A 25,636-nucleotide genomic window follows, 5' to 3' on the forward strand; every position below is an offset into this window, starting at 1 on the left:
CGGCCCGACTACGGCCCGCCTCGGGCCGTACCGGCCTACCGTCCGCCGTTGTAGGGCCCGTACGGCCCGTCACTGCTGCTGCCGCCACCGCGCCGGCCACCACCGCCGCCGCCCGAGACCTGCTTGAGTGCGGGGCGCACGTCGACGAAGAACACGATGCTGGCGACCAGCCCGGCGATCTGCAGGAAGAGCATCCCGAGGAAGAAGTCCACGACCACGGTGATGCCGAGGATGACCAGCCAGAAGGTCTTGGTCTGCTTGCCGGCCGCCCGGTACGCGTCCTCGCGCGCGGTCAGCGCCAGTACGAAGGCCACCACGGCGAGCGCGAGCATGGCGTACCCGAGCAACGGGAGCACTCCCTGATCGAACCCGTTCATCAACATCGCCTGACCGCCTTCTCACGCCTCGCTCGCCGGATGCCGCCTGCCTCCACGCTACCGGCAGAGCCCCTTTCCCAAACCACAACGGACCGGACGCCCCGCGGGTGCCCGGTCCGTCACGCGGAAATCAGCTCTCGTCGGCCGGCTCGGCGGCGGCCTTCTTGGCCGCGGCCTTGCGCGCGGGAGCCTTCTTCGGCGCGGGCTCGGCGGCGGGCTCCGCCACCGGCTCGGCAGCCTCCGGCTCCACGACCACGGCGATGTCGACGATCTCCTCGGAGACCTCGCCGCGCCACGCCCGTACGGTCTGCTCACCGTGCTCGGCGACCTTGTCGTAGGCCTCCTTGGCCTTGACCGCGTACTCGGCGGCCACGCCGACCCCGCGCAGCGCCAGGTCCTGGGCGGTCTCCCCGATCTTCTTCGCGTCGATCGCGCCGAGCACCTCGGCGACCGTGGCGGTGACCGCCTCCTGCGCCTCCTTGGCCTTCCCCTTGGCCTTCTCCTGCACGGCCTTCGGGTCGGTGTTCTTCACGGCCTCGATGCGCGCGGGGGCCTCGGCGCGCAGCTGCTCGATCAGCCCGGGCACCTTCTTGGCCTGCTGCACGGCGAGGTCGGCGGTGCCGGCGGCGAAGTAGAGGGGGGTCGGGTCGGTGAGGGTCTTCTTCAGGTCATCGGCGATGGCCATGTGGTGGTCCTCCCGGATCACAGTCTCAGTTCGTGCTCAGTGCGTACTCGTCCCGGCATCGCCACCACCGTCGTCGGCAGCTTCCGCTCCCGCCTCTGCCTTGGCCTCTGCCTCGGCGGCGTTCTCCTTGCGGAAGGAGGCGTAGACCTGGAGCAGCACCTGCTTCTGCTGCTCGCTGATGGTCGGATCGGCGAGGATCGCGGCCCTCGTCTCCACGGCGTCCCGGTCCCGTTCGTCCAGGATTCCGGCCTGCACGTACAGCGTCTCGGCGGAGATCCGCAGCGCCTTGGCGAGCTGCTGCAGGATGTCCGCGCTCGGCTTGCGCAGCCCGCGTTCGATCTGACTGAGGTACGGATTCGACACCCCCGCCGCATCGGCCAGCTGCCGCAGCGAAAGCTGCGCCTGCCGCCGTTGCTCGCGCAGGTACTCGCCGAGATTCCCGACGTTGAGCGATGCCATAACCCGATCCTGCCGCACCTTGCTAACTATTGCAAGCAGCCTGCTTGCAATAACTCCCAGCCTCGCTCGCGCAGCTTCCGCCGGTACTCCGCGAGCCCCGGCTACGGCGCCGTCGCGATGATCACCGTCGCGTAGTACTCCTCCGAGGTCACCGCGCGGACCGACAGGCCCGCCGCCGTCAGGGCCGAGGCCGTGACCGGGGACTGGCGGGCGCTCGTTTCGATCAGCAGGGTGCCGCCGGGGGCGAGCCAGGGCGGGGCGCCCGCGGCGACCCGGCGGTGGACGTCCAGGCCGTCCGCTCCGCCGTCCAGGGAGACGGGCGGCTCGTGGTCGCGGGCCTCCGGCGGCAGCAGGCCGATCTCCCCGGTCGGGACGTACGGGGCGTTGACCACCAGGACGTCCACCCGGCCCCGCAGCCCGGCGGGCAGGGGGGCGTAGAGGTCGCCCTCCCAGACCCGGCCGCCGTACGGGGCCAGGTTGCGCCGGGCGTAGGCGAGTGCGACCGGGTCGATGTCCGCCGCGTGCAGCTCGGCCCCCGGCACCTGCGCGGCCACGGCCGCGCCCAGCGCGCCCACCCCGCAGCACAGGTCCACGACCACCGCGCCGGGCCGGGCCGCCGCCACCGCCTCCTGCGCGAGGAACTCGCTGCGGCGGCGCGGCACGAAGGCCCCCTCGCCGACGGCCATGCGCAGCCCGCAGAACTCCGCCCAGCCGACGACGTGTTCCAGCGGCTCGCCCGCCACCCGCCGGGCCACCAGCCCCTCCAGGTGCCCCGCGTCCTCGGCGGCGGCGGTCAGCAGCTCCGCCTCCTCCTCCGCGAAGACGCAGCCGGCCGCGCGCAGGGCCTCCACCAGTGTTGCCACTACCTACCTCAGTCCTCGTGTTTCCAGTTCCGGGTGCCGGTTTGCGGGTCGGCCGCTCAGAAGATGTCCGGGCACCACGGCCGGCGCGCCGTGCGGAACACCGCGTCCGCGAGCGCGAGCGCCCCCGGGCGCTCCTCCGTGATCGCACCGAGCGCCGCCAGCCGCACCGCCGACTCGTCGCCCAGGTACAGCGACCCGAGCGTGCCCACGTCCAGACGCAGATCGACCGGCTCCTCCGTGCGTACGCAGTCCCCCGCACCCGCGTCCAGCCGGTAACGGCCACCTGAGGGACCGGACTTGTCGACGACCTCCAGGACGAGCACCCCGGGCACGGCATAGGTCCGCGCACCGAGGGCCCGTACGACGTCCAGCAGCCGCACCCACAGCCAGTCCGCCGAGGTCACCGTCCGGGCGGCGCGCGGGTCGGGCAGCAGCCGGGCGACGAGGTCGTCGGGGGCGCGGTAGCCGGTGCGGACCTTCACCACCCAGTCGATGGAGCACAGGTACCGCCACAGTGCGCGCTCCGCCTCCGGGGTGACGGCGAGCAACTGCCGGACCTGCACGGTGTTCTGCGGAACCTTCGCATCGGTCCAGTGGTCGTCCGCGGTGTACCGGACCAGGCCGGCCACCTCGCCCTGCGCGGTGCGGTACACCGCGTGGAAGGACGGCGTGTACGAGTTGTGGGACATGTGCTCCACGCCCGTGGTCACCCGCCACCAGCGGGCGTCGCGGGTCACCGCGCCGGGCGTGGCCGCCCGCACCTGCTCGTGCAGGGCGGGGCCCAGCTCCCGCACCTCCGCCTCGTCGATCAGGTCGATCCTCCCCCCGTCCCCTGGAACCGGACTACGCGGGTCGAGTCCGGTGCGCGGTACGTCGATCTCCCACTCCGAGACGGAGGTGGCGGGCCCGTACCCGTAGCGGCCGTAGATCGGGTACTCGGCGGCGATCAGCGTCGACACCACGTCACCGCGCGCGTGGGCGGCGGACAGCTCGGCGGCCATCATCCGGGTCAGCAGGCCCTGCCTGCGGTGCGTCGGCGTCACGGTCACGTTCGTGACGGCGCTCGACGGGACGAACCCCCCGCCGGGCACGGTCAGTTCCTGTGGGAACGACCGGAAGGTCGCCACGCACCGGCCGGTGTCCGGGTCGAACCCGCCCTGGGTCCGGGCGAGGTCCGCGAACCCGGCCAGTTGGTCGTGGTCCCCGGCCGTCGGCTGCGCCGCGTTCAGGAAACCGGTCTGCTGGGCACGCAGCCACGCGGGAAGTTCGGATGCGGCGATCGGCCGGACGTCAGCGCTCATAGCGACCCACGCTAATCGGACCGGCCCGCCCCCGTCGCCCGGATTTCCGGCGAGCGACGCCCGGGGGCGTCCTGCCCTCCCCGCTCAGGCCAGCAGGTCGTCCACCTGGGCTTCGCCCTCCCGGTAGCGCCGGGTGATCTCCGCGCTGCAGTCGTCGGCCGTGCGCTGGAGCTGCTGCCGGCGCCGCGAGACCTGCTGCTCGTAGCGCACCAACTTGCCCATGCCCTCGTGGAGTTCCTCGTCCGTGCGCGCCCCCAGGTCCGACAGCTCGACGTCGGAGAGCATCTCGGCCGCCAGCAGCCGGTACTCCTCCCCGTGCGGGGTGCCGAGCGTGACGTGCCGGGCGGAGGCGCTGCGGCTGGAGGGGGCGTCCGCGAGGATCTCCGAAAGCCGGTCCACCACCGGCGCCTCGGGATCCGTACGCCGGGCGAGCTCGGCGCGCAGGATGTCGATGCGGCCCTGGAGCAGGCGCCGTACGTAGCTCAGGTCGGCCTCGTCGCGCTGCGCGTCGCGGCGCAGCCCGCGCAGCTCCGGCAGGCCGAGCGCGGTGGTCGCCGTCGCCGGGGTGTCCGCGGCCCCGCTCCGCTGCGCGGGCGGACGCGGCGCCGAGGCCTCGGCGGACGCCACGGAGCCCACGGGGGCGACGGCCGCCCCGGGTCCCATGGGTCCGATGGGTCCCATGGGTCCGATGGGCGCAGAAGCAGGTGCGGAGGTACCAGAAGTATTCATGCGTTCGTGTCCGTCCCCTCGACCGGTGCTGGGGGCACCGCCTGCGTGCATCGTGCCACTCCGCACGGTGCCGACGCAGTCCCACTCCACCCGATCGGCCCCGGACGGGTGCAAGCCTGGTACACAGGTGGTATGCGAGCAGTGGTGCAGAGGGTGGACGGCGCGAGCGTCGTGGTGGCCGGCGAGACCGTCGGGGAGATCGTCGGGGAGGGGCTGTGCGTCCTGGTGGGGGTGACCCACGACGACACCCCGGAGAAGGCGGAGTTGCTGGCGCGCAAGCTCTGGTCGGTGCGGATCCTGGAGGCCGAGAAGTCCTGCAGCGACGTGAACGCGCCGCTGCTGGTGATCTCGCAGTTCACCCTCTACGGAGATGCCCGCAAGGGCCGCCGCCCCACGTGGAACGCGGCCGCCGGCGGCGCCTTCGCGGAGCCGCTCGTGGACGAGGTCGTGGCGCAGCTGCGGGCGTTGGGCGCGACGGTGGAGACGGGCCGGTTCGGCGCGGACATGCGGGTCTCGCTGACCAACCACGGCCCGTTCACCATCGTCATCGACATTTAGCCTCTTACGGCGCTACGACGACCTCCTGTGCGGCGGCCGTCTTGCCCACCAGCAGCGGGGCGTCCACCGGGACGTTCCGCTTGACCAGCGCGAGCGCGATCGGGCCCAGCTCGTGGTGGCGGACCGAGGTGGTCACGAAGCCGAGTTGGCGGCCCTCCTCCCCGTCCGCGGCCAGCCGTACGGGCGCGCCGTGCGCGGGGAGCAGCACCTCGGAGCCGTCCAGGTGCAGGAAGACCAGGCGGCGCGGCGGCTTCCCCAGGTTGTGGACGCGGGCCACCGTCTCCTGGCCGCGGTAACAGCCCTTCTGCAGGTGCACGGCGGTGCCGATCCAGCCGAGCTCGTGCGGGATGGTGCGGTGGTCGGTCTCCAGGCCGAGCCGCGGCCGGTGCGCCTCGACGCGCAGGGCCTCGTACGCGAGGAGCCCGGCGGCCGGGCCGTGGGAGGCGGCGAAGGCCTCCAGGCCGTCGCGCGGCAGGAACACGTCGCGGCCGTACGGGGTCTCCCGTACGGCGAGTTCCTTGGCGATCTCGGCGATGGAGCCGGCCGGCAGGTGCACGACGGCGAACTCGGCGGTCCGGTCGGCGACTTCCACGCGGTAGAAGAAGATCATCGACTCCAGGTAGGCGATCAGCGCCTCCTGCGTGCCGGGCTCGACGTGCATCCACATGGTCTCGCCGTCGTCGACGAGGTAGAGCGCGTGCTCGATGTGGCCGTTCGCGGAGAGGATCAGCGCCTCGGTGGCCTCGCCGGCCGGGAGCGCGGTGACGTGCTGAGTGATCAGCAGGTGCAGCCAGCTCAGCCGGTCCGGGCCGGTGACGGTGACGACCCCGCGGTGGGAGAGGTCCACGAAGCCTCGGCCGTCGGCGAGTGCGCGCTGTTCTCCGTACAGCTCTCCGTAGTGGGCGGCGACGCCCTCGTCGCGGCCTTCGGCCTGCACGGCGCCGGGGAGATGGAGCAAGGGGCTGCTGGTCATGCCACCAGCCTACGACCCTGCTCCGGGCACTCCTAGGGCACGCCCGGGTGGTGCCCGCCGCCTAGCGCTGCTTGGCGGCGCAGTTCTGGCAGCGGCCGAAGATCGCGAAGTGCTTCATGTCGGTCTCGAAGCCGAAGGTGTCGCGGAGCTTGGAGGTGAACTCGGCGGCGATGTCCACGTCCGCCTCGATGACCTCGGTGCAGTCCCGGCAGACCAGGTGGATGTGGTGGTGCCGGTCGGCGAGGTGGTAGGTGGGGGCCCCGTGCCCGAGGTGGGCGTGCGAGACCAGCTTCAGCTCCTCCAGGAGCTCCAGCGTGCGGTAGACCGTGGAGATGTTGACCCCGGAGGCCGTCTTGCGCACCTCGACGAGGATCTCGTCCGGGGTCGCGTGCTCCAGGGCGTCCACGGCTTCCAGCACGAGCTGGCGCTGCGGGGTCAGGCGGTATCCGCGCTGGCGCAGGTCGCTCTTCCAGTCGCCGCCTTCGGCGGCGGCGAGGTTCTCGGTGCTGTCGGTGGTCACCACCCGGCCAGTGTAGGCCTCGGGTCGCCGCGGGGGGAGCGGGGAGGCGGCCCGGGAAGGCCCCCGCGCATGCGGGAGCCCCCGGCGGCCGGGGCGGCCGGGGGCTCCTGCGCACGCTTGCCACGGGTCGCGCGGACCGGTCGCCCGGACCGGCTCGCGGTCTAGCGGTCCAGCGGTCTAGTGGAAGAAGGCGATGCCGTCGTCCGGCATGTCCGGGAGGTTGCGCGCCATCTCCGCGACCTCCTCGGGCGTGACGACCTTCTTCAGCTGGGCCGACATGTACGGGCGGAGCTCCACCTCGGGGGTGGCCTTCTCGCCGACCCACATCAGGTCGCTCTTCACGTAGCCGTAGAGCCGCTTGCCACCGCTGTACGGGCCGGAGGCCGCGGTGCGGGCGACCGCGTCGGTGACCACGTCGATCTGCGGCTTCTTGTCGGCGAGCTCGCCGTACCAGACCTCGACGACGCCCTGGTCGCGGACCATGACGATCTCGACCTTGCGGTCCTTGTCGATGCGCCAGTAGCCCGACTCGGACTCCAGCGGCCGCACCTTGTTGCCCTCGGCGTCGAGCACCCAGGTGTGGGAGGTGTACTCCAGGAAGTCCCGGCCGTCGTGGCTGAAGACGACTTCCTGGCCGAAGTTGCACTTCTCCTCACCGGGGAAGTCGAAGACGCCTGCGCCTTCCCAGTTGCCGAGGAGGAAGGCGAGGGGGACGAGACCCGGGTTCAGGTCGGACGGGATCTGGATCATGGGTGGCTGCTCAGCTCAGGCGATCTGTGGGAGGGGTTCCGGTATCCGGGGCGGTCGGCGGCAGATCCGGGGGGATCAGCGCTGGCCCTGGTACAGCTTCTTCACGGCCAGTCCGGAGAAGGCGAGGACGCCGACGCAGACCAGGACCAGCAGGGAGGTGAAGACTGCCTCAAGCACGGGGTGCTCCTCGGAGTGTTAAGGGTGGCGTTACGGGGCCGGTCCCCAAGCCTACTGGCCTGGGGACCGGGGCACCGTGTGAGGTAGGCCGTACGCGGGCCGCGGGGCGTCGCCCCTGCTCAGCGCAGCAGCTGGTGCTGCAGGACCACCGTCTGGTGGAAGGGGACGGCTCCCACCTCGCCCTTGCGGGTCTGCGTGACGACGGCCTGGATGTCGCCGGACTGGAGGCAGCCCACCCTGACCTGCTCGTCCCCCGTGGGCTTGGCCTCCTCGTACAGGGACACGTCGCTGGTGTTTCCCTGCGTGGCGTATCCGGAGTTCCGGTTCCCCAGGTCGTTGCGCTGCGAGGACTTGACCTTGGCCCACGCGGAATCGGCCTGCAGCACGAGGGCATCGCGCAGGCCCATGGAGATCTTGCAGCCGGTGAAGGCGTCGGCGAAGCCCGACGAGTGGAAGCGGAGCAGATAGATGCGGGTGCGCGTGCCGTCCGGGGTGGTCCAGCCACGGGCGACGATCTGCCGCAGCCCCTCGTTCCCGAGGTCCGTCTTCATCTTCTCGCGGAGGGTGTCCTGGTACTCCGACAGGAAGGTGTCGACGGTCACCACCTCGTCCTTCTCCAGCTTCAGCGTGGAGTCGGGGGTGGATCCGGTGGGCGGCGGCAGCAGCAGCTGGGTGAGACCGGCGTAGTGGATGCCGTCCGGGTTGTCCTTGGCGAAGGGCAGGGCGGCGCCCGCCGGCAGCTGCGGCTTGGACAGCTCCGGGTAGACCCAGCGGCCGTCGGACCGGGTGGACAGCCCCGGGATGTCCGTGCGCTCGGGCTGGGTGATCCCGTACGCGACTCCGGAGCCGACGGCGGCGAAGACGAGCACGGCGGCGGTCCAGCGCAGCGCAGCGAACAGCTTGCGGCGGTCCTTGGGCGCGGCGGGAAGGTCCGAGGCCGCGAGGGGGTCGGCCACGAGGGGATCGGCGGCGAGGGGATCGGCGGCGGGCTGGGCGTCGGGTGCCTCGGCCTGCGCGGGGAGCGCGGCGGGGACCACCTCGGGGACGGCGTCCTCGGGGGGCGCCGGCGCGGCCTCGGTGGTGTTCTGCTCGGTCACACGGACTCCCCGGGGGACTTCAGGTGGCTCATCTGGTTCTTGAAGAACGCGACGGCGTCGTTGGTAGAGAAGGGCTTGGGGCCGTAGGCGCGGAAGGTGACGGCGATGTCGCCCTCGACGGCCGTGCAGTCGATCGAGTCGATCTTCTCCTTGCCCTCCTCCGTACCGATCGCCAGCAGCGCGCACTTGGCGTCGGGGAAACCGTCCACCTTGGGCGCTTCGCGCTTGTCGCCCACGAGCTCGATGAGCTTCTTGGTGACCTCGGAGAACGTGCCCACGGCCTTCGGGTCGGCCTGCATGATGCGGACTTCGGCGATCCAGCCGCCCATTTCCTTGGCGTACGTACGGCCGGCCAGGCCCTGGAGCTTCAACTGGGCCAGCATCTCGTCGCGCTTCTTGCGCTCCGTGCTCGACAAGCCGGTGCGGGACTCCTTGAAGCCCTCGATCGCCTGCTCGCCGGAAAGGACGAAGTCGTTGGCGTCCGACCCCATGTCCGGGCCGGGCCGGAAACCATCGGGCATCGGCAGCAGCTTGCCGGACAGGGCGTTCGACGGCACGGCGCCCGGCTCCACGGCCTTCGGAGCGGGCTCGCCGATGGGCACCCAGTAGGCGGTGGGCGCGTCCCGGTCGGCGTCCGCGATCGCCGTGGACGCCCAGACGCCGCCGCCCAGGAGAACCGCGGCGGCCACGCCGCCGGCGATCAGGGCGACCGGCCTGCGGCCGGCCGTGCGGCCGGCTTTCCCGGCGGCTTCGGCAGCGGGCTCCGCAGGCGGAGCCGGGACCTCGGCCGGAGTCACGTCGTTCTGCGGCTCGGTCACAGTCGCTCCAGCTGTCGCTTGGCCAGGTCCACGACATCGCCTTCGGCGATCTTGCCCCGGTTGTTCGCAAAATGGATGTCCATCACGAGGTCACCGCGGCGGGCCACGGCCCGGGCCCCTCGCATCGGGAGGTAGCCCGGCTTCTCGTCGGCCTTCGAGTCCACCCAGACACGTCCGAGGTCGGAGCCGATGCCGGGGATGGGCACGCCGTCGTTGCCGGCATGGTCCTCGTCGGACATGTAGCCCGACTGTTCCTGCTGGTAGTCGTCGGCCCCGCCGCGGTCGGCGAACTGCAGCACGGTGACCGTGACGAAGGTCGCGTCGCCCACGGTCCAGCTCACCGAGGCGATCCGGCGGGTCCTGGCGGAGGAGAAGTCGCGCAGCGCGTTGTCCGGCTCCTTGAACTCCAGCGCGAGGAAGTCGAGGCTGCCGTAGCCGGAGCCCTGCTTCTTCGCCCCGCTCGGCGCCTCGACCAGCAGCTTCGTGAGGTCACCGTCCGACGCGTGCCAGCGGTTGGCGTTGATCGTCTGGTGCGTGGTGGTGGCGTCGGGCGCCAGTGCCTTCGGATACGCCAGGTCCGCCTGCGCCAGCGGGGCCAGCGGGGTCGGTTCGCGGTCGTACTGGATCGCGTAGCCGGTGACCGTGCCCGCCAGGACGCCCAGGACGACGGCGCCGGCGATCAGGAGCAGCGTGCGGCCGCCGCGGCGGCGGCGGGCTCCGGAAACATTCGGCGTTGCGTCCGCAATGCCCTGCTCCGGGGTGCTGTCCTCCTCTTTCCGCTGCTCAGGGATGGTCTGATCGTGTTCCAAGGGAAGTCCCCCCACAGGACTGGAGTCGCGGATCTATTTGCCCGCGTACACACAAGACACCCTGCAGTGGGGAGATGTTGTGGTCACCCTTATTACATTTTTATCTCGACCGGTTTCAGTCCTCGTGACGCCGCTTTCCATCCAGTTCGTCCCACCACTCGTCGGACTTCGCGTCGCCCGAGGGGTCGTCCCACCAGCGGTCATCGGGCCCGCGCCGGTTCGCGACCATCGCGGCGACCGGGGGGATGACCATGGCGACCACGCACAGCGCCACGGCGGCCTCGACGGACCACAGGCGCACGAAGGACCAGGCGGAGACGAAGAGGAACAGGCATCCGCCCATGAGCAGGAAGTAGGCGCGCCGGCGCCGGGCGTACATGCCTCCAGGGTAGAGCGGCCCCGCGCTCCCGGGGGAGGCCCCGGAACGAAACGACACGAAGGGCCGCACCCCGATCCGATGGCGTCCAACCCCCGGGGGTGCGGCCCTTCGGCCGGTCATACGGCCCTTCGGCCGGTCATACGGTCACACAGGTGCGGTGCTCAGACCGCGATCGCCACGTCCGTGACGCCGCCGGACTCGACGACGACCACGGCACGGTCCGCCTGGGCGCCGGGCACGAGCGCGCGCAGCGTCCAGGAGCCCTCGGCCGCGTAGAAGCGGAACTGGCCGGTGGCCGAGGTCGGGACCTCGGCGGTGAACTCGCCGGTCGAGTCCAGCAGACGGACGTAGCCGCTGATGGGCTCGCCGTCCTTGGTGACCTGGCCCTGAATGGCCGTCTCACCGGGCTTCAGCGTCGAGAGGTCGGGCCCGCCGATCTTTGCTCCACACATGTTCTCTGTCCTGTCCTAGAGAGGTATGACTACGGGGCGTCGCGTGCCCCGAAATACTGGGTGTCCGGAACTACTTGTTGGCGCCGAGCTCGATCGGCACGCCGACCAGCGAGCCGTACTCGGTCCACGAACCGTCGTAGTTCTTGACGTTCTCCTGGCCCAGGAGCTCGTGCAGCACGAACCAGGTGAGCGCGGAGCGCTCACCGATGCGGCAGTAGGCGATGGTGTCCTTCGCCAGGTCGACCTGCTCGGCCTGGTAGAGGGCGGTGAGCTCCTCGTCGGACTTGAAGGTGCCGTCGTCGTTGGCGTTCTTCGACCACGGGATGTTGCGGGCGCTCGGGATGTGACCCGGACGCTGCGACTGCTCCTGCGGGAGGTGCGCCGGCGCGAGCAGCTTGCCGGAGAACTCGTCGGGCGAGCGGACGTCGACCAGGTTCTTGGTGCCGATCGCGGCGACCGCGTCGTCACGGAAGGCGCGGATCGAGGTGTCCTGGGCCTTGGCCTTGTACTCGGTGGCCGGGCGGTTCGGGACCTCGGTGCCGTCGACCAGGTCGCGGGAGTCGAGCTCCCACTTCTTGCGGCCGCCGTCGAGCAGGCGGACGTCCTGGTGGCCGTAGAGCTTGAAGTACCAGTAGGCGTAGGACGCGAACCAGTTGTTGTTGCCGCCGTAGAGGACGACGGTGTCGTCGTTGGAGATGCCCTTGGCGGAGAGGAGCTTCTCGAAGCCCTCCTGGTCCACGAAGTCGCGGCGGACCGGGTCCTGGAGGTCGCTCTTCCAGTCGATCCGGACGGCGTTGGTGATGTGGTTCTTGTCGTACGCGGACGTGTCCTCGTCCACCTCGACGATGACGACGTTCGCGTCGTTCAGGTGGGCCTCGACCCAGTCGGCGTCTACGAGGACGTCGCTGCGGCTCATGATGTTCTCCTCCGGGGCAGTGTGCGGCGGGGCGGTGCTGGTGGTGCGGGGTGCGTGCGTCCGGGTGCTCCCCCAGCTACCGCTGGGAGGCGCCCCCCGGGCGGATCCTGATGCGGGGAGGCTTCAGGAGGGCGGGAGGCAAAGGTGGTCGCACGGGAAAGCGGAAGGCCGTCGTCCGGCTATGGAGCGGGATGCGCTCACACGTCACATGGATCGACAGAGCATGGCGGCGACGCGACACAGGTCTACTGCCCGCCGCTTCGTGAGGTCCGCCTGCTGATGCTTCATAGCCATGGATCGTAGGGACGAATCGGCCGCCCTGTCACCGCCGTGTCATATTTCGAGACAGGATCGTCCGTATGGTGGGATCGGAGTCCTTGCCGATCTTCCGGCGCGGGGCGCCCGGGGCCCCGAAGGGCCCTCCCATCTGCGGATCGGACCCTCGCGTCTCACTATCCGGCCAGCGCCAGATTCGTGCCGCCCAGAGTGAGCTCCAGACCCGCCTCGTCCGAGGTCAGCGTCGTCAGCTGGACCCCCGACGGCAGACCGCCGTCGATCCGCCGGTCGAAGTCGGTCTTCTTGCGCACCACGGCCTCGATCCCGGGCAGGCCTTCGCCCGGCACCTCGTCGGCGCGGACCCGGACGGTCTTCCCGCCCTTCCCGTCGCCGGCGTCGACCAGCGAGACCGTCGAGATCACACTGCGGCTGAGCGTCCTGCCGAGGAACTCCACGCTCGCGGTGACCTTCAGCTTGCCCGGCGCACCGCCGTAGGCGACCGTCACCCCGGGCTGGGCGGCCGCGGTCAGGTCGGCGTACGAGACGAGGGCCGAGCCCTTGGCGGACCGGGCGGTGCCGCCGTCGTAGTCGCCGTTCAGCTCCACTCCCCGGAAGGCGACCCGCAGCCGCGACAGGTGCGTCGTACGGCCGTCCGCGGTCGCCACGTCGACGCCGGCCACCTTCAGGTCCACCTGGTCGAGGTCGCGGGAGAGCGCCTGGGTCAGGAAGGGGAACCCCTGGATGCCCACCTCCACTCCCGACAGCCCCTGCCGGGCCTGGATCCGCTCCGCCATCCGGTCCTCGGCATAGCCGACCGCCCAGCGGTCCAGCCCGACGAACAGGCCACCGAGGACCACTCCGATGATCACCACGACACGCAGGACACGCACGTGCCCACCCCCCAGACGATTGGTACGTCGGCCCAGTGGACCATGTCCGGCCGTGAGGGCGCTGTGAGCTGATGCGACACCGCCCGCCCCGGGCGAGCGGGGCGGGCGGTCGGGAAGGGCAGCCGTGGGGGCAGGAGGAGGCCGGGGCCTCAGCCCACCACCCGGCCGATCAGATAGACCGCCGGGGCCGCCGCGGCCAGCGGCAGCGCGACACCGGCCGTCATGTGGACGAACTTCGACGGGTAGTCGTACGCCGCCACGCGCAGCCCGATCAGGGCGCACACGCCGGCCGCCAGGCCGATCAGCGCACCACCCGCACCGATGGACGTCAGCCCGCCCACGGCGATGCCCGCACCGGCCGCGGCGGCCAGCGAGACGCCGACCGAGGGCGCGGTGGGCAGCGGCAGCGCGCGGGCGAAGACGGCCACCGCCACGGCGGCGGCCCCCACGCTCGCGGCGGCGGAGTCCGCCGCGAGGTAGCCGGCGCAGACGATGGCCAGCGCGGCCGAAGCCACCGAGGCCATCAGCCCGTACATCCGCTCGTCCGGATCGGCGTGGCTGCGCAGCTGGAGCACCAGCGTCAGCAGCACCCAGGCGCCGAGGGTGCCGACGATCGCGCCGGGGCCGTACGGCTCGTCCACCGCGAGCACGGCCCCGTCGGCGACGACCGCCCCGGCGAAGGCCAGGGCGATGCCCTGACGGGCCGGCCACATGCCGTTGAGCCGGAACCAGCCCGCCGCGGTGAGGCCCTGGAGGGCGATCAGCGGCGCGAGCAGCGCGAGCTCGCCCAGAGCGGCGGCGGCCGCGAGGACCAGCCCGAGGGCGGCCGTCAGTATGGCCGCCTGCGGACCGGGATCGATGATCGGCGAGCGGCCTTCGGCGCGGGCCTGGGCCGGGTCCACGGCGCGCAGCGTGTTGCCGGCGAGGGTGGGCGGCGACCAGGCGGGCTCCTCCTCGGCGGCGGCGCCGGCCACCGCGTCCGCGGCGGGAGCCCCGCCCGGGACCTCGGCCGCCTGCTGCGGGAGGTACGGGGCCTGCTCCGCGACCCACTCCTGGCCGGGAGCCGGAGCCTGGGCCTGGGCCTCCACCCCGTAGGGGTCGGACGGATACACCGCCTCCCCCCACGACGGCTGCGGCTCGGCCTGCGGGGCCTGCTGCGCCTGCGGCTCCTCGCGGAACCAGTGGTCCGGAGCCGCGACCGGGGCCGGGGTCTGCGGGTAGCCGGCCGGCGCCGCGTAGGGATCCGCGTAGGGGTCGGCGTACGCCTGCTGCTGCCCCCACTCCTGACCGGAGACGGGCGCCTGGGGCTGCGGCTGCGCCTGCTGCTGGGCCTGCGGCTCCTCGCGGAACCAGCCCTCGGGGGCCACCGGGTACTGCGCCGGTACGCCCTCCAGCGGGGCCTGGACCGGCTGGTACGAGGTGTCCCACGTCGGAGACTGCCAGGTCTGGGTCCCGTACGGATCGGGCTGGTCTTGCTGCTGCTCTTGCTGCTGCTGTTGCTGCAGTCGTTGCTGCTGCAGTTGCTGCTGCTGTTCCTCAGGCGTGCTCATGGGACTCCGCTCACCCGCCCGCGAACGGCGGGAGCACCTCGACGGTGCCCCCCTCGGTCAGCTCGACGGAATCGTGCGGGCGCATGCCCACGGGCTCTTCGTTCACGAGGAAGGAGCAGCGCAGCAGGACCCGGGTCAGCTCCCCGGGGTGGCGTTCCCGCACGGCGTCGAGCGCCTCGGCCAGTGTCCGCGCCGAGTACGGCTCCTCCGCCGTCTTGGCCGCGGCCTTCGCCGCCGCCCAGTAGCGGATGGTTCCGGTTGCCACTGCAGGCTCCTCTCGTCGGCGCTCTGCCGTCGGCCTCCATCATGACCCCTCGCGCGCCCGATCCCGGCGTGCCTCAGCGCGCCCCGCGTGCGCCCGAGCGGCCCGCACCGGGTCCACCGATCCGGTGAAACCGGCGCATATGCAGGTCCCGGGGGTGGTGGGAACCACAGAAGTGGAAGGCTCGGAAGCCTCGGCCCGGCCGGGGCGGGTGGGCTATTCTGCTGGCGTGAGGATCCGGGCAACGTAGCCCCCGGGTCCTTTTGTGCTTTCAGCACGTTGAACGGACCGAGAACAGTGGTATCCATCCGGACCCCAGGGCGCGGGGACCGGACGGACACCGGGCAAGTCGTACGAAGCAGTGCCGCGAAAGTCCTCGACGGGACCGAGGAGGAACCGACGTGATGGACCAGCGAACCGTCGTGCAAGTGCAGGTGCAGGCAGAGGTACAGGCGCACGCACCTGCGCACGCACACCAGCAGCACCACCGCTCGACCCGGGCGGGTGGTCGGGCATGAGCTCACTCCTGCTCCTGACCAATGCCCTGCAGCCCTCGACCGAGGTCCTGCCGGCCCTCGGCCTGCTGCTGCACAGCGTCCGGGTGGCTCCGGCCGAGGGCCCCGCCCTCGTGGACACCCCGGGCGCCGACGTGATCCTCGTCGACGGCCGCCGCGACCTGCCCCAGGTGCGGTCGCTGTGCCAGCTGCTGCGCTCCACGGGGCCCGGCTGTCCGCTGATCCTCGTCGTCACCGAGGGCGGCCTCGCGGCCGTCACCGCCGACTGGGGCATCGACGACGTCCTCCTCGACACCGCGGGACCGGCCGAGGTCGAAGCGCGGCTGCGCCTCGCCACGGGCCGCCAGCAGCTGGGCTCGGACGACTCCCCCATGGAGATCCGCAACGGCGACCTGTCGGTCGACGAGGCGACGTACTCGGCGAAGCTGAAGGGCCGGGTCCTGGACCTGACCTTCAAGGAGTTCGAGCTCCTGAAGTACCTCGCCCAGCACCCGGGCCGGGTCTTCACCCGCGCGCAGCTCCTCCAGGAGGTGTGGGGCTACGACTACTTCGGCGGCACCCGCACCGTCGACGTGCACGTACGGCGACTGCGCGCGAAACTCGGGCCCGAGCACGAGTCGCTGATCGGTACCGTCCGCAACGTCGGGTACCGCTTCGTCACCCCGGAGAAGGTGGAACGGGCGGCGGCGGAAGCGGCCGCGCAGGCGGCGACGAAGGCGGCGGCCGAGGCCTCCGCGCGGGCTGCCGCGGCACTCACCCGGATGGACTAGGGAGCCCGCGGGAATGACCTCCTCCGGACGCCCTGCCCAGAGGTAGGTCACCCCGCGTAGACTTCCGCGCGTGGCCAAGGTGACGCGGGATGACGTGGCACGACTTGCGGGTACTTCTACCGCCGTCGTGAGCTACGTCATCAACAACGGACCCAGGCCGGTTGCCCCGGCCACGCGCGAGCGTGTCCTCGCCGCGATCAAGGAACTGGGCTACCGCCCGGACCGGGTCGCGCAGGCGATGGCATCGCGCCGCACCGATCTCATAGGCATGATCGTCCCCGATGCCCGCCAGCCGTTCTTCGCGGAGATGGCGCACGCGGTCGAGCAGGCCGCCGCCGAGCGCGGAAAGATGGTGCTGGTCGGCAACTCCGACTACCGCACCGAGCGCGAGGTCCACTATCTGCGGGCCTTCCTCGGGATGCGGGTCTCCGGCCTGATCCTGGTCAGCCAGGGCATGAGCGAGCAGGCCGCGTCCGAGATCGAGGCCTGGGACGCCCGCGTGGTCCTCCTCCACGAGCGCCCCGAGGCCATCGACGACGTCGCCGTCGTCACGGACGACATCGGCGGCGCGCAGCTCGCCACCCGGCACCTCCTGGAGCACGGGCACGAGTACGTCGCCTGCATCGGCGGCATCGAGAACACCCCGTCCGTGGGCGACCCGGTGGCCGACCACGTCGAGGGCTGGCGCCGGGCCATGCAGGAATCCGGCCGCTCGACCGAGGGCCGGATCATCGAGGCCCCGTACAACCGCTACGACGCGTACAAGGTCGCCCTGGAGGTCCTCGCCCGGCCGGACAGGCCGACGGCGATCTTCTGCGCCACCGACGACCAGGCGATCGGCGTACTGCGCGCCGCGCGCGAGCTGCGCATCGACGTGCCCGGGGAGCTGGCGGTGGCCGGCTTCGACGACGTGAAGGAGGCGGCCCTGACGGACCCGCCCCTGACCACGGTCGCCTCGGACCGCCCGGCGATGGCCCGCGCGGCGGTGGACCTCGTCCTGGACGACGGCCTGCGCGTGGCCGGCTCCCGCCGCGAACGCCTGAAGCAGTTCCCGTCGGCCCTGGTCATCCGCCGCTCCTGCGGTTGCCGCTAGCCGCTGCCTGAACCCGGCACCCCGGAGCGCGCTCCCCGCCGTACCCGGGGACCAGTCCCCGGACCCCTGCCCTTCAAACGCCGGAGGGGCTGGATCAACCCAGCCTCGCCGGCGTTTGAGGCGCGGGGTCTGGGGTGGAGCCCCAGGGGGGTCCGGGCGCAGCCCGGGGAACGGTGGAAGGGCGGGTAGGGGACTTCGCCCCGCAGGGCCGGCCCACCCGCACCCGGCGACACAGGGGGCCCAGCCCGGCCTTATATCGGGCATACACGGTTCTGTCGGGCTTCTCAGCGGGGACTCAGGAAGCTCTCATCATCGGCGGACACAGTCGTAGTCATGACCGAGAACCTCCGCCGCGAAGGCGAGTACCCCCAGGAGAACCGCCCCCAGCAGCCCGCCGCCCCCTGGGGCGAGGACTGGCAGCGCGGTCGTGACCGGCTCGCACAGGACGCCGCGGCCGCGTACCCCCCGCCGCCCGCCTACCCCCCGGCCGCCCCGGCCCCCGGCTGGCACGAGGCCCACACGCCCCCCGTCATCCAGGGCGAGACCGTCCCCCAGAACAGCGGGAACGGCGGGAACGGCGGCGGCTGGGCCACCTGGGGCGAGGCCGCCCCGGCAGCCCCCGCCCCGCAGGGCCACGGCCACGCCCGCGCCAAGCGCCCGGTCGCCCTCCTCGCCGCCGTGGCCCTCGCGGCCGCCGTCGTCGGCGGCGGAACGGCAGCCGCCGTCCAGCAGATGCTGAACAAGACCAACGGCACCGGCACCGGCGTCAACGGCAGCACCATCTCCCAGTCGAGCAACGGCACCGTCTCCGGCGTCGCCGAGAACGTCAGCCCCTCCGTCGTCCGCATCGACACCAGCACCGCCTCCGGCCAGGGCACCGGCTCCGGCATCGTGATCACCGCCGACGGCGAGATCGTCACCAACAACCACGTGATCGACGGCGCCGCCAAGATCCAGGTGACGATGAGCGACGGCAAGAAGTACAGCGCGAAGATCGTCGGCACGGACCCGGACAAGGACCTCGCCCTCATCAAGCTGGAAGGCGCGAGCGGCCTCAAGCCCGCCAGCCTCGGCAACTCCGACAACATCAAGGTCGGCGACGAGGTCGTCGCCATCGGCTCCCCCGACCGCCTCACCGGCACGGTCACCAGCGGCATCGTCTCCGCGCTCAACCGCGAGGTGAACGTCCCGAAGTCCGAGAAGCAGCAGTCCCCGCAGGACGGCTTCCCCTTCTCCTACGGCGGGAAGCAGTTCAACGGCAACACCGGCACGGACACCACCTCGTACAAGGCCATCCAGACCGACGCCTCCCTCAACCCGGGCAACTCCGGCGGCGCGCTGGTCAACATGAACGGCGAGATCGTGGGCATGCCCTCCGCGATCTACTCCCCCTCCAGCGGCAGCGGCTCCGCCGGCAGCGTCGGCCTCGGCTTCGCCATCCCCGTCAACACCATCAAGGCCGACCTCCCCTCCCTGCGCAAGGGCGGCCCCGGCGGCGCGGGCAGCAACGGCAACGGCGCAGACAGCGGCACCGGCAGCACCGCGAACGGTTTCGGGACCTCCTTCTAGCCCGCCCTTCCAGCCCGCCCGTGCGAGCCTGGTAGGAGACCGACCACCACCTGGGGGGACCCCGTATGACCGCCGAAGGCGACCAGCAGCGCATCCTCGTCGTCGACGACGAACCGGCCGTACGCGAGGCCCTGCGCCGCAGCCTGGCCTTCGAGGGGTACGGCACGCAGACCGCCGTCGACGGGCTCGACGCCCTCGACCGGGCGGACTCGTACCACCCCGACCTGATCATCCTGGACATCCAGATGCCGCGGATGGACGGCCTGACCGCCGCCCGCCGGCTGCGCGCCGCCGGCAGCACCACGCCGGTCCTGATGCTGACCGCCCGCGACACGGTCGGCGACCGCGTCACCGGCCTCGACGCGGGCGCCGACGACTACCTGGTCAAGCCGTTCGAGCTGGACGAGCTCTTCGCCCGGGTCCGCGCCCTGCTGCGCCGCAGCTCCTACGCCGCCGCCGCACCCGGGGACGGCGAGGTCGAGGACGCGCTGACCTTCGGCGACCTGCGCATGGACCTCGCCACCCGCGAGGTCACCCGCGGCGGGCGCCCGGTGGAGCTGACCCGTACCGAGTTCACCCTGCTGGAGATGTTCCTCGCGCACCCGCGCCAGGTCCTGACCCGCGAGCAGATCCTCAAGACCGTATGGGGCTTCGACTTCGAGCCCAGCTCCAACTCCCTGGACGTGTACGTGATGTACCTGCGCCGCAAGACCGAGGCCGGGGGCGAGCCCCGCCTGGTCCACACCGTACGAGGGGTGGGCTACGTCCTGCGCGCCGCCGGGGCCGGCGACACCGGCGGTCCGGAGTGAGCCCCACCGCCAGATTCCGCGCGCTGCCGCTCCGCTCCCGCCTCGCCCTGCTGGTCACCGTCGCGGTGGCGCTCGCCGTCGCGGCGGTCGCCGCGGTGTCCTGGGTGATGGTGCGCACGCAGCTGCGCGACCAGCTGGACAGCTCCCTGATGTCCACGAACGTCTCCGCACAGGTACTGCGGACCATCCGCGACGGCGCCTGCGTGGAGAAGCCGCCGAGCCAGCCCGGCCAGGAGATCGCGGGGAACCTCAACGCGGTCGTGCAGATCGTGACGGCCGACGGCAACCACTGCTGGGTCAGCGGGACCACGACCCTGCCGGTGACCGAGTTGGACAAGCAGATCGCCGCGGGCGGGGGCCGTACCGGCGCCCTGCACGACGCGACCACCGCCGACGGCACCGAGATGCGCGTCTACACCCGGACCGCGCAGACCCAGCCGGGCTCGCCGATCTTCGGGATCTCCGTCGCCAAACCGCTCGCCGACATCGACAAGCCCCTGTCCACCCTGGCCTGGGTGCTCGTCTTCGTCTCCGGCGTCGGAATCCTCGGCGCCGGCGTCGCCGGCCTCTGGGTGGCCCGTACGGGGCTGCGCCCGGTCGACGAACTGACCGGCGCCGTCGAGCACATCGCCCGCACCGAGGACCTGACCGTACGGATCCCCGACGAGGGCGACGACGAGATCGCCCGCCTCTCGCGCTCCTTCAACTCGATGACCGCCGCGCTCGCCTCCTCCCAGGAGCGCCAGGCCCAGCTGATCGCGGACGCCGGGCACGAGCTGCGCACCCCGCTCACCTCGCTGCGCACCAACATCGAACTGCTGGCGCGCAGCGAGGAGACCGGCCGGGCCATCCCGCCGGAGGACCGCAAGGAGCTGCTGGCCTCGGTCAAGGCGCAGATGACGGAACTGGCCTCGCTGATCGGCGACTTGCAGGAGCTGTCGCGCCCGGACGCGGCCGCCCCCGGCCCCCTCGGCGTGGTGGCCCTGCACGACATCGCGGGCACGGCGCTGTCCCGGGCCCGGCTGCGCGGTCCGGAGCTGGAGTTCGACTCGGACCTGGCGCCCTGGTACGTACGCGGCGAGGCGGCGGCCCTGGAGCGGGCCGTGGTCAACGTCCTGGACAACGCGGTGAAGTTCAGCCCGCCGGGCAGCACGGTCACCGTGTCGCTGCGCGCGGGCGAGCTGACCGTACGGGACCGCGGGCCCGGCATCCCGGCCGACGACCTCCCGCACGTCTTCGAGCGGTTCTGGCGCTCCCCGTCCGCCCGGGCCCTGCCCGGCAGCGGCCTCGGCCTGTCCATCGTGGCCCGTACGGTGCAGCGCGCGGGCGGCACGGCCGCCCTGCGCGCCCCGGCGGACGGCGGCCCGGGCACCGAGGCGGTCATCGCCATCCCGGGCGCCCCGGCTCCGCCGCCCGCGCAGGCGTCAGTTGTGCCGGATCAGTGAGGCGACCAGGCCGGAGCGGGTGTTGGGGAAGTCCATCGGGACGATCCCGAGCCCGGTCCGGCCGGCCAGCTCGGAGCCGTCGACGAAGGCGTGCACCTGCGGGTTGAGCCGGTCGGAGTTCCAGCGGGGCGGCAGGGCCGCGGCCGTGCTGGTGTAGTTCATGAAGAACCGGCCGGGCTGCTGGACGGCCTTGCGGAAGTGGTTCTCGATCTTGCCCCGCTTGGCGAAGGGCTCGGCCATGTAGTCGTCCTGGATGTCGAAGACGTTGCCGTCGCCGTAGCGCAGGCCGCCGGGCAGGCCGCCGTTGTCGGGGAGCAGCAGCACCTTTCCGCGGGCCCGGCCGAGGGTGGGCAGCGAGTCCGCGATCGTGAAGAGCGGGCTCCAGCCCCGGTTGTTCAGGTAGTCGTCGAAGACGGCGCGGAAGGTGGCGTCGCTCTCCTCGGAGTACTCCTGCTTGAGCCGCATCAGCACGGTCTCGGAGGGGTGCGCGGCGAGGAAGTTCCAGCAGGCGACGAGAACGTCGCCGAACATCAGGTTCTGGTAGTACGCGCCGTGGTGGATCGCGAACGATCCGCCGGTCACCCGGCAGCGGACGTCGAGGAAGCGGATCCCCGAGTCGAGCTGCGCGGCGATGGAGGTGTTCTGGCAGGCGACGTAGAGCCCGCCCCGGGTGGCGCCCGAGTCGTGGGTGCCGGGGATGGTCATCCGCTGGAGGGCGGTGGAGTCGGCGAGCCCGCTCATCCAGTCCTGGGTGCCGAGTGCGGCGGCAGATGTGGCCCCGGTGGCGGCCGAGGCCGTCCCGGCGCCAGCGCCGAGCAGGGTCGCGCCGCCGAGGGCGGCCGCCCCCGCCAGGAAGCCGCGCCGCCGCAGCCCCGTAGCCGAGCCCGCGCCCGTACCCGCGCCGCCGCCCGCACCCCCGCCCGTGCCCGCATCCGTGCCCATGCCGGTGCCCGTGCCCACGCCCATGCCCGCCCCTTTGCCGACCCAGTGGTGGCCCGGATTATGGCGTGCGGAGCCATGCATTACTACCCACGGGTAGGCATCAGCTTTCGAGCAACTCCGCCATCGCGCGCAGCCCTTGGGCGAGGGACCGGCCGTCCGGCGCGTGCTCCGGGTCGGTCAGGCACTGCACCATGACCCCGGTCAGCAGCGCGATGTGCACCGATCCGAGGCTCCGTACGTCCTCCTCCGCGACCTCCTCGACCGGGACCCCGCGCAGTTGCGCGGCCACCATGCGCCGGTTGTGGCGCTGGCCCTCGGCCAGGACGGCGAGCAGCTCGGGCGAGGACTGCGCGTGCACGAAGGCCTCGACGGAGGCGGTCCAGAGCCAGCGCATCTCGCCGAAGTCCCGGATCTTGCGGTCCCAGGTGTCGGCGTAGCGCTCCCGCGCGGTGTCGCCCTGCCCGGCGAGCCGGCCCGACCCCGCGGCCCACTCGTCCATGGCCGCGAACAGCGCCTGGTTGAGCAGCACCTCGCGGGTGCCGAAGTGGTAGCCGATCGCGGCCATGCTCACCTGCGCCGCCGAGGCGATGTCGCGCACGGTCGTCCGGAGATAGCCCTTCTCCTCCAGGCAGCGCCTGGCTCCGGCCAGCAGGTCCTCGCGATTTCCCATGCCGGGATCGTAGCCGCGCCGGAGATGCGCACCCAGATTTGGGCAAGCGCGCTACACATTCGTATTGCGCGCTTGCCCAAGTCCTGGCAGGCTGAACTCAGGCCCACCGACCAGCACACACGGGGAGAGCAACGCCATGCGCCACGAGCTGAAGATCGACGACCGCACCCTGTCCTACGTGGACTTCGGCGGGCCCGGCCGCCCACTGCTCGCCCTGCACGGCGGCATGTCCGAGGGCCTCGCCTTCGCCGCGCTCGCCGAGGCCCTGGGCGACACCTGGCGGGTCATCGCCCCCGACCAGCGGGGCCACGGGGACTCCGACCGGGCCGCCGACTACGGCCGCGCGGGCTACGTCTCCGACGCCGTCGCCCTCCTCGACCACCTCGGCCTGACCGAGCCCGTCGCCCTCCTCGGCTACTCCCTCGGCGGGCTCAACGCCGTCCACCTGGCCGCCGCCCACCCCGAGCGGATCTCGGTGCTCGTCAACGCCGAGGCCGCCGTGGAGATCGACCCCGCCGACAGCGGCTGGATGGCCTTCCTCCGGGCCATGCGCTACTCCGCCCCCACCCGCGAGGAACTCCTCGAGGCGGCCGGGCCGGTGGGCGCCCAGTTCGTGGCCCAGGCCCTGCGCCCGCTGTCCGAGGGGGGCTGGCGGCTGCCGTTCCACCCGCAGGACATGCTCGACTCCGTCGAGGCCTGCCGCGGCGACCACCGGGCCGCGTGGCTCGCGAGCGACTGCCCGGCCCTGCTGATCCACGGCACGCGCAGCACCTCCCTGCCGCAGGCCCAGGCCGACGCGATGGTCACCCGGCGGCCCGGGACCTCGTACACGCCCCTGGACGGCGACCACTTCCTGCCGTTCACGCACCCCGCGGAGTTCCACGAAGCCGTCCGCGCCTTCCTGGCGGCGCACTGAGGACCCGGTCCCGGTCCCCGGGAACGCCGAAGGGGCGGCAGGCCCGTGGCCCACCGCCCCTTCTCCGCTCAGGTGTTACTTGACGACCGTGATCCGGTCCGCCGCCGGCGGGGCCAGCGGCGCGGACGCCGAGGAGTGCCCCGTCAGGTAGGCGTTGAAGATGTCCAGGTCGGACGCGCCGACCAGCTTGTTCTTGTGCTCCTTCAGGACGCCGAAGCCGTCACCGCCGCCCGCGAGGAACTCGTTCATCGCGACCCGGTAGGTACGGGCGGGGTCGATGGGCTCGCCGTTCAGCTTCACCGAGTCCACGACGATGCGGTCCGCACTCGCCTTGGTGGTGTCCAGGGTGTAGGAGAAGCCCTTGGAGATCTGCAGGATCTTCGGGTTCGCCCCGTTGACCGGGCCGCTGACCTGCTGCTGGAGCGTGGTGATCAGCTGGGCGCCGGTCAGGTCGACGACCGTCATCATGTTGGTGAACGGCTGGACCGTGTACGACTCCCCGTACGTCACCACGCCGTCGCCCTCGGCGCCGGCGGCCTTGTAGGCCAGGTCCGCGCGGATGCCGCCCGGGTTCATGATGGCGAGCTGGGCGCCGCCCTTGGCCGCCGGGGCCAGGGCCTCCAGCTGCGCGTCGGCGATCAGGTCACCGAGCGGCTTCTCGTACTCCGCCGAGCCGCGGCCCGGGATGTCGGCCGAGATGTAGCCCATCGGACGGTTCGCGATCGGCGCGGCCAGCGCGTTCCAGCGCGTGATCAGCTCGGTCAGGTCCGGGGCCTTGGGCTGGTCCCGGTTGACGACCTTCTGCACCACCAGCGGCGAGGCGACCGGCGTACGGACGATGTCCTTGGTCGCGCGGTCGTACGTCAGCGTGGTGTCCGTGAACAGCCGGCCGTACGAAGCGGCCGAGGTGACCGTGCGCGGGTTGCCCGCCGGGTCGGGGATGTTGCACGCGTACGCCTGGTGCGTGTGACCGGTGACCAGGGCGTCGACCTTCGGCGAAACGTTCTTCGCGATGTCGACGATGGCCCCGGAGATCCCGGCGCCGGCGCCCGGCACGTTGCAGTCGTAGTTGTACGCGCCGCTCGCGGGCAGGCCGCCCTCGTGGATCAGCGCCACGATCGACTTCACGCCCTGCTTGTTCAGCTCGTTGGCGTACTTGTTGATCGTCTCGACCTCGTCGCCGAACTTGAGGCCCTTGACCCCGTCGGCGGTCACGACGTCCGGCGTGCCCTCCAGGGTGACGCCGATGAAGCCGATCTTCACGTCCCCCTTCTTCCAGATGAAGGTGGGGTTCATCATCGGACGCTTGGTCTTCTCGTCCACCACGTTCGCGGCGAGGTACTTGAAGTCGGCGCCGCCGAACTCCTTGCCGTACTCGAAGCAGCCCTCGACCGGGTGGCAGCCGCCGTACTGCATGCGGCGCAGCTCGGTCTTGCCCTCGTCGAACTCGTGGTTCCCGACGCTGCTCACGTCCAGGTCGAGGTCGTTCAGCGCCTCGATGGCCGGCTCGTCGTGGAAGAGGCCCGACACCATCGGGCTGGCGCCGATCATGTCGCCGGCCGCGGCCGTGACGGAGTACCGGTGGCCCTTGCGGGCCTCGCGCAGGCCGGTGGCGAGGTACTCGACACCGCCCGCGGGTATGGCCTTGGTGGTGCCGTCGGCCTGACGCTCGGTCACGGTGCCCGAGGACCCCTGCGGGGGCTCCAGCGTGCCGTGGAGGTCGTTGAACGACAGCATCTGTACGTCGACGGTGCGGCCGTGGTCATGGCCGTACCCGTCACCACTCGCGGCTCCGGCCGGAAGGGCGGCGGCGATCATCGCACCGCCGGCCGTGGCCACGGCGAGGGCGGTGAGGGCCAACCGGCGGGTTCGGCGGTGCCGTTGTGGCGTCGCTGACATTTGTTCCCCTTTGCGGACAGCGATACATCTTGGGAGGTCTGCCGAAGCCTAGAGTCAACGCGCGTAGCGCGACAGGGGGTACCGGGTATCGAGCTGGTTACACGCAGGAGAAGGACGGCCGTCCGCGGGTCCCGCCGGGCCGCAACCCCGCCGGGCCCCCACCGTGG

At 71.9% G+C, this 25,636-nt stretch carries 29 protein-coding genes; 7 read left to right on the forward strand and 22 right to left on the reverse strand.

The features are described 5' to 3' along the window. Positions 1–35 precede the first annotated feature (35 nt). From ACFRU2_RS35320 to ACFRU2_RS35345, 6 genes are all read right to left on the reverse strand, one after another. Positions 36–383 carry a DUF2516 family protein gene (locus tag ACFRU2_RS35320; protein WP_250744585.1) on the reverse strand — a complete coding sequence of 116 codons (348 nt, stop codon included), beginning with the start codon at positions 381–383 and terminating at the stop codon, positions 36–38. Positions 384–507: 124 nt separating this feature from the next. Beyond that, a complete protein-coding gene (locus ACFRU2_RS35325) occupies positions 508–1,062 on the reverse strand; it encodes a hypothetical protein (protein ID WP_274548329.1) in 555 nt (184 codons plus the stop codon). A gap of 36 nt (positions 1,063–1,098) precedes the next feature. Then, a complete protein-coding gene (locus ACFRU2_RS35330) occupies positions 1,099–1,521 on the reverse strand; it encodes a helix-turn-helix domain-containing protein (protein ID WP_382980075.1) in 423 nt (140 codons plus the stop codon). A 101-nt stretch (positions 1,522–1,622) separates the two neighbouring features. Next, the gene (locus ACFRU2_RS35335; protein ID WP_382980077.1) at positions 1,623–2,384 is read right to left on the reverse strand and encodes a putative protein N(5)-glutamine methyltransferase; all 762 of its coding nucleotides are present in this window, start codon (positions 2,382–2,384) and stop codon (positions 1,623–1,625) included. Between the two features lie 56 nt (positions 2,385–2,440). Continuing rightward, positions 2,441–3,685, reverse strand: coding sequence for a GNAT family N-acetyltransferase (locus tag ACFRU2_RS35340; RefSeq protein WP_382980079.1), 1,245 nt, complete (start codon positions 3,683–3,685; stop codon positions 2,441–2,443). Between the two features lie 84 nt (positions 3,686–3,769). Beyond that, on the reverse strand, positions 3,770–4,414 hold the full coding sequence (locus ACFRU2_RS35345) for an AmfC protein (protein ID WP_382980081.1): 645 nt from the start codon (positions 4,412–4,414) through the stop codon (positions 3,770–3,772). A 132-nt stretch (positions 4,415–4,546) separates the two neighbouring features. Between ACFRU2_RS35345 and dtd the strand changes: the two genes are divergently transcribed. Then, entirely contained in the window at positions 4,547–4,972 is a 426-nt protein-coding gene (gene dtd / locus ACFRU2_RS35350) for a D-aminoacyl-tRNA deacylase (RefSeq protein WP_250744592.1), read from the forward strand. A 4-nt stretch (positions 4,973–4,976) separates the two neighbouring features. Here dtd and ACFRU2_RS35355 read toward each other — a convergent pair whose 3' ends face one another. The 13 genes from ACFRU2_RS35355 to ACFRU2_RS35415 all read right to left on the reverse strand — a co-directional run bounded on the left by ACFRU2_RS35355 (position 4,977) and on the right by ACFRU2_RS35415 (position 14,844). After that, on the reverse strand, positions 4,977–5,945 hold the full coding sequence (locus ACFRU2_RS35355) for a YgfZ/GcvT domain-containing protein (RefSeq protein WP_382980083.1): 969 nt from the start codon (positions 5,943–5,945) through the stop codon (positions 4,977–4,979). Positions 5,946–6,006: 61 nt separating this feature from the next. After that, positions 6,007–6,468: a Fur family transcriptional regulator gene (locus ACFRU2_RS35360; protein WP_382980085.1), complete on the reverse strand. Its 462-nt coding sequence runs from the start codon at positions 6,466–6,468 to the stop codon at positions 6,007–6,009. Positions 6,469–6,642: 174 nt separating this feature from the next. Further along, the gene (locus ACFRU2_RS35365) at positions 6,643–7,215 is read right to left on the reverse strand and encodes an FABP family protein (protein WP_382980087.1); all 573 of its coding nucleotides are present in this window, start codon (positions 7,213–7,215) and stop codon (positions 6,643–6,645) included. Positions 7,216–7,511: 296 nt separating this feature from the next. Continuing rightward, complete coding sequence (locus tag ACFRU2_RS35370) at positions 7,512–8,489, reverse strand: hypothetical protein (protein WP_382980089.1); 978 nt, start codon at positions 8,487–8,489, stop codon at positions 7,512–7,514. Then, positions 8,486–9,307 (reverse strand): hypothetical protein, encoded by an 822-nt coding sequence (locus tag ACFRU2_RS35375; RefSeq protein ID WP_382980091.1) that lies wholly within the window; start codon positions 9,305–9,307, stop codon positions 8,486–8,488. The genes ACFRU2_RS35370 and ACFRU2_RS35375 overlap by 4 nt, the downstream gene beginning before the upstream one ends. Next, entirely contained in the window at positions 9,304–10,116 is an 813-nt protein-coding gene (locus ACFRU2_RS35380; protein ID WP_382980093.1) for a hypothetical protein, read from the reverse strand. The genes ACFRU2_RS35375 and ACFRU2_RS35380 overlap by 4 nt, the downstream gene beginning before the upstream one ends. 115 nt (positions 10,117–10,231) lie before the next feature. Further along, positions 10,232–10,495 (reverse strand): DUF3099 domain-containing protein, encoded by a 264-nt coding sequence (locus ACFRU2_RS35385; protein WP_250744599.1) that lies wholly within the window; start codon positions 10,493–10,495, stop codon positions 10,232–10,234. Positions 10,496–10,656: 161 nt separating this feature from the next. Continuing rightward, positions 10,657–10,947 carry a DUF1416 domain-containing protein gene (locus ACFRU2_RS35390; protein ID WP_243339454.1) on the reverse strand — a complete coding sequence of 97 codons (291 nt, stop codon included), beginning with the start codon at positions 10,945–10,947 and terminating at the stop codon, positions 10,657–10,659. Positions 10,948–11,017: 70 nt separating this feature from the next. After that, a complete protein-coding gene (locus ACFRU2_RS35395; RefSeq protein ID WP_250744600.1) occupies positions 11,018–11,863 on the reverse strand; it encodes a sulfurtransferase in 846 nt (281 codons plus the stop codon). Between the two features lie 204 nt (positions 11,864–12,067). Then, the gene (locus tag ACFRU2_RS35400; protein WP_350875872.1) at positions 12,068–12,157 is read right to left on the reverse strand and encodes an Ms5788A family Cys-rich leader peptide; all 90 of its coding nucleotides are present in this window, start codon (positions 12,155–12,157) and stop codon (positions 12,068–12,070) included. A gap of 158 nt (positions 12,158–12,315) precedes the next feature. After that, complete coding sequence (locus tag ACFRU2_RS35405) at positions 12,316–13,029, reverse strand: DUF2993 domain-containing protein (protein WP_382980095.1); 714 nt, start codon at positions 13,027–13,029, stop codon at positions 12,316–12,318. Between the two features lie 149 nt (positions 13,030–13,178). After that, the gene (locus ACFRU2_RS35410; RefSeq protein WP_382980097.1) at positions 13,179–14,579 is read right to left on the reverse strand and encodes a hypothetical protein; all 1,401 of its coding nucleotides are present in this window, start codon (positions 14,577–14,579) and stop codon (positions 13,179–13,181) included. 10 nt (positions 14,580–14,589) lie between these two features. Then, positions 14,590–14,844, reverse strand: a complete 255-nt coding sequence (locus tag ACFRU2_RS35415) for a MoaD/ThiS family protein (RefSeq protein ID WP_382980099.1) — start codon at positions 14,842–14,844, stop codon at positions 14,590–14,592. Positions 14,845–15,355: 511 nt separating this feature from the next. On the opposite strand from ACFRU2_RS35415, the gene ACFRU2_RS35420 reads away from it, so the two are divergent. From ACFRU2_RS35420 to ACFRU2_RS35440, 5 genes are all read left to right on the forward strand, one after another. Continuing rightward, positions 15,356–16,126, forward strand: coding sequence for a response regulator transcription factor (locus ACFRU2_RS35420; RefSeq protein ID WP_243339450.1), 771 nt, complete (start codon positions 15,356–15,358; stop codon positions 16,124–16,126). A gap of 70 nt (positions 16,127–16,196) precedes the next feature. Then, positions 16,197–17,219: a LacI family DNA-binding transcriptional regulator gene (locus ACFRU2_RS35425; RefSeq protein WP_382980102.1), complete on the forward strand. Its 1,023-nt coding sequence runs from the start codon at positions 16,197–16,199 to the stop codon at positions 17,217–17,219. A 333-nt stretch (positions 17,220–17,552) separates the two neighbouring features. Beyond that, complete coding sequence (locus tag ACFRU2_RS35430) at positions 17,553–18,788, forward strand: S1C family serine protease (RefSeq protein ID WP_382980104.1); 1,236 nt, start codon at positions 17,553–17,555, stop codon at positions 18,786–18,788. Between the two features lie 65 nt (positions 18,789–18,853). Further along, positions 18,854–19,597: a response regulator transcription factor gene (locus ACFRU2_RS35435; protein WP_382980105.1), complete on the forward strand. Its 744-nt coding sequence runs from the start codon at positions 18,854–18,856 to the stop codon at positions 19,595–19,597. Then, positions 19,594–21,042 carry a sensor histidine kinase gene (locus ACFRU2_RS35440; RefSeq protein WP_382980107.1) on the forward strand — a complete coding sequence of 483 codons (1,449 nt, stop codon included), beginning with the start codon at positions 19,594–19,596 and terminating at the stop codon, positions 21,040–21,042. Before ACFRU2_RS35435 ends, ACFRU2_RS35440 begins: the two co-directional genes overlap by 4 nt. Here ACFRU2_RS35440 and ACFRU2_RS35445 read toward each other — a convergent pair. After that, positions 21,022–22,008 (reverse strand): phosphatidylinositol-specific phospholipase C, encoded by a 987-nt coding sequence (locus ACFRU2_RS35445; RefSeq protein WP_382980108.1) that lies wholly within the window; start codon positions 22,006–22,008, stop codon positions 21,022–21,024. The genes ACFRU2_RS35440 and ACFRU2_RS35445 overlap by 21 nt on opposite strands. Positions 22,009–22,084: 76 nt before the next feature. Continuing rightward, entirely contained in the window at positions 22,085–22,654 is a 570-nt protein-coding gene (locus ACFRU2_RS35450; RefSeq protein ID WP_382980109.1) for a TetR/AcrR family transcriptional regulator, read from the reverse strand. A 136-nt stretch (positions 22,655–22,790) separates the two neighbouring features. Here ACFRU2_RS35450 and ACFRU2_RS35455 point away from each other — a divergent pair, with 136 nt between their 5' ends. Beyond that, complete coding sequence (locus ACFRU2_RS35455; protein WP_382980111.1) at positions 22,791–23,570, forward strand: alpha/beta fold hydrolase; 780 nt, start codon at positions 22,791–22,793, stop codon at positions 23,568–23,570. A gap of 75 nt (positions 23,571–23,645) precedes the next feature. Here ACFRU2_RS35455 and ACFRU2_RS35460 read toward each other — a convergent pair whose 3' ends face one another. Continuing rightward, positions 23,646–25,469 (reverse strand): bifunctional metallophosphatase/5'-nucleotidase, encoded by a 1,824-nt coding sequence (locus ACFRU2_RS35460; RefSeq protein WP_382980113.1) that lies wholly within the window; start codon positions 25,467–25,469, stop codon positions 23,646–23,648. Between the last annotated feature and the right edge of the window lie 167 nt (positions 25,470–25,636).

This window comes from Streptomyces sp. NPDC056883 (assembly GCF_042788835.1).
GTDB lineage: Bacteria > Actinomycetota > Actinomycetes > Streptomycetales > Streptomycetaceae > Streptomyces > Streptomyces stoeckheimensis.

What these genes read in the sequence shown, in the direction of transcription:
- ACFRU2_RS35320 (WP_250744585.1), bottom strand. Translation starts at nt 383, where the DNA reads ATGTTGATGAACGGGTTCGATCAGGGAGTGCTCCCGTTGCTCGGGTAC.
- ACFRU2_RS35325 (WP_274548329.1), bottom strand. Translation starts at nt 1,062, where the DNA reads ATGGCCATCGCCGATGACCTGAAGAAGACCCTCACCGACCCGACCCCC.
- ACFRU2_RS35330 (WP_382980075.1), bottom strand. Translation starts at nt 1,521, where the DNA reads ATGGCATCGCTCAACGTCGGGAATCTCGGCGAGTACCTGCGCGAGCAA.
- ACFRU2_RS35340 (WP_382980079.1), bottom strand. Translation starts at nt 3,685, where the DNA reads ATGAGCGCTGACGTCCGGCCGATCGCCGCATCCGAACTTCCCGCGTGG.
- ACFRU2_RS35345 (WP_382980081.1), bottom strand. Translation starts at nt 4,414, where the DNA reads ATGAATACTTCTGGTACCTCCGCACCTGCTTCTGCGCCCATCGGACCC.
- dtd (WP_250744592.1), top strand. Translation starts at nt 4,547, where the DNA reads ATGCGAGCAGTGGTGCAGAGGGTGGACGGCGCGAGCGTCGTGGTGGCC.
- ACFRU2_RS35355 (WP_382980083.1), bottom strand. Translation starts at nt 5,945, where the DNA reads ATGACCAGCAGCCCCTTGCTCCATCTCCCCGGCGCCGTGCAGGCCGAA.
- ACFRU2_RS35365 (WP_382980087.1), bottom strand. Translation starts at nt 7,215, where the DNA reads ATGATCCAGATCCCGTCCGACCTGAACCCGGGTCTCGTCCCCCTCGCC.
- ACFRU2_RS35385 (WP_250744599.1), bottom strand. Translation starts at nt 10,495, where the DNA reads ATGTACGCCCGGCGCCGGCGCGCCTACTTCCTGCTCATGGGCGGATGC.
- ACFRU2_RS35390 (WP_243339454.1), bottom strand. Translation starts at nt 10,947, where the DNA reads ATGTGTGGAGCAAAGATCGGCGGGCCCGACCTCTCGACGCTGAAGCCC.
- ACFRU2_RS35395 (WP_250744600.1), bottom strand. Translation starts at nt 11,863, where the DNA reads ATGAGCCGCAGCGACGTCCTCGTAGACGCCGACTGGGTCGAGGCCCAC.
- ACFRU2_RS35400 (WP_350875872.1), bottom strand. Translation starts at nt 12,157, where the DNA reads ATGGCTATGAAGCATCAGCAGGCGGACCTCACGAAGCGGCGGGCAGTA.
- ACFRU2_RS35410 (WP_382980097.1), bottom strand. Translation starts at nt 14,579, where the DNA reads ATGAGCACGCCTGAGGAACAGCAGCAGCAACTGCAGCAGCAACGACTG.
- ACFRU2_RS35420 (WP_243339450.1), top strand. Translation starts at nt 15,356, where the DNA reads ATGAGCTCACTCCTGCTCCTGACCAATGCCCTGCAGCCCTCGACCGAG.
- ACFRU2_RS35430 (WP_382980104.1), top strand. Translation starts at nt 17,553, where the DNA reads ATGACCGAGAACCTCCGCCGCGAAGGCGAGTACCCCCAGGAGAACCGC.
- ACFRU2_RS35435 (WP_382980105.1), top strand. Translation starts at nt 18,854, where the DNA reads ATGACCGCCGAAGGCGACCAGCAGCGCATCCTCGTCGTCGACGACGAA.
- ACFRU2_RS35445 (WP_382980108.1), bottom strand. Translation starts at nt 22,008, where the DNA reads ATGGGCGTGGGCACGGGCACCGGCATGGGCACGGATGCGGGCACGGGC.
- ACFRU2_RS35450 (WP_382980109.1), bottom strand. Translation starts at nt 22,654, where the DNA reads ATGGGAAATCGCGAGGACCTGCTGGCCGGAGCCAGGCGCTGCCTGGAG.
- ACFRU2_RS35455 (WP_382980111.1), top strand. Translation starts at nt 22,791, where the DNA reads ATGCGCCACGAGCTGAAGATCGACGACCGCACCCTGTCCTACGTGGAC.
- ACFRU2_RS35460 (WP_382980113.1), bottom strand. Translation starts at nt 25,469, where the DNA reads ATGTCAGCGACGCCACAACGGCACCGCCGAACCCGCCGGTTGGCCCTC.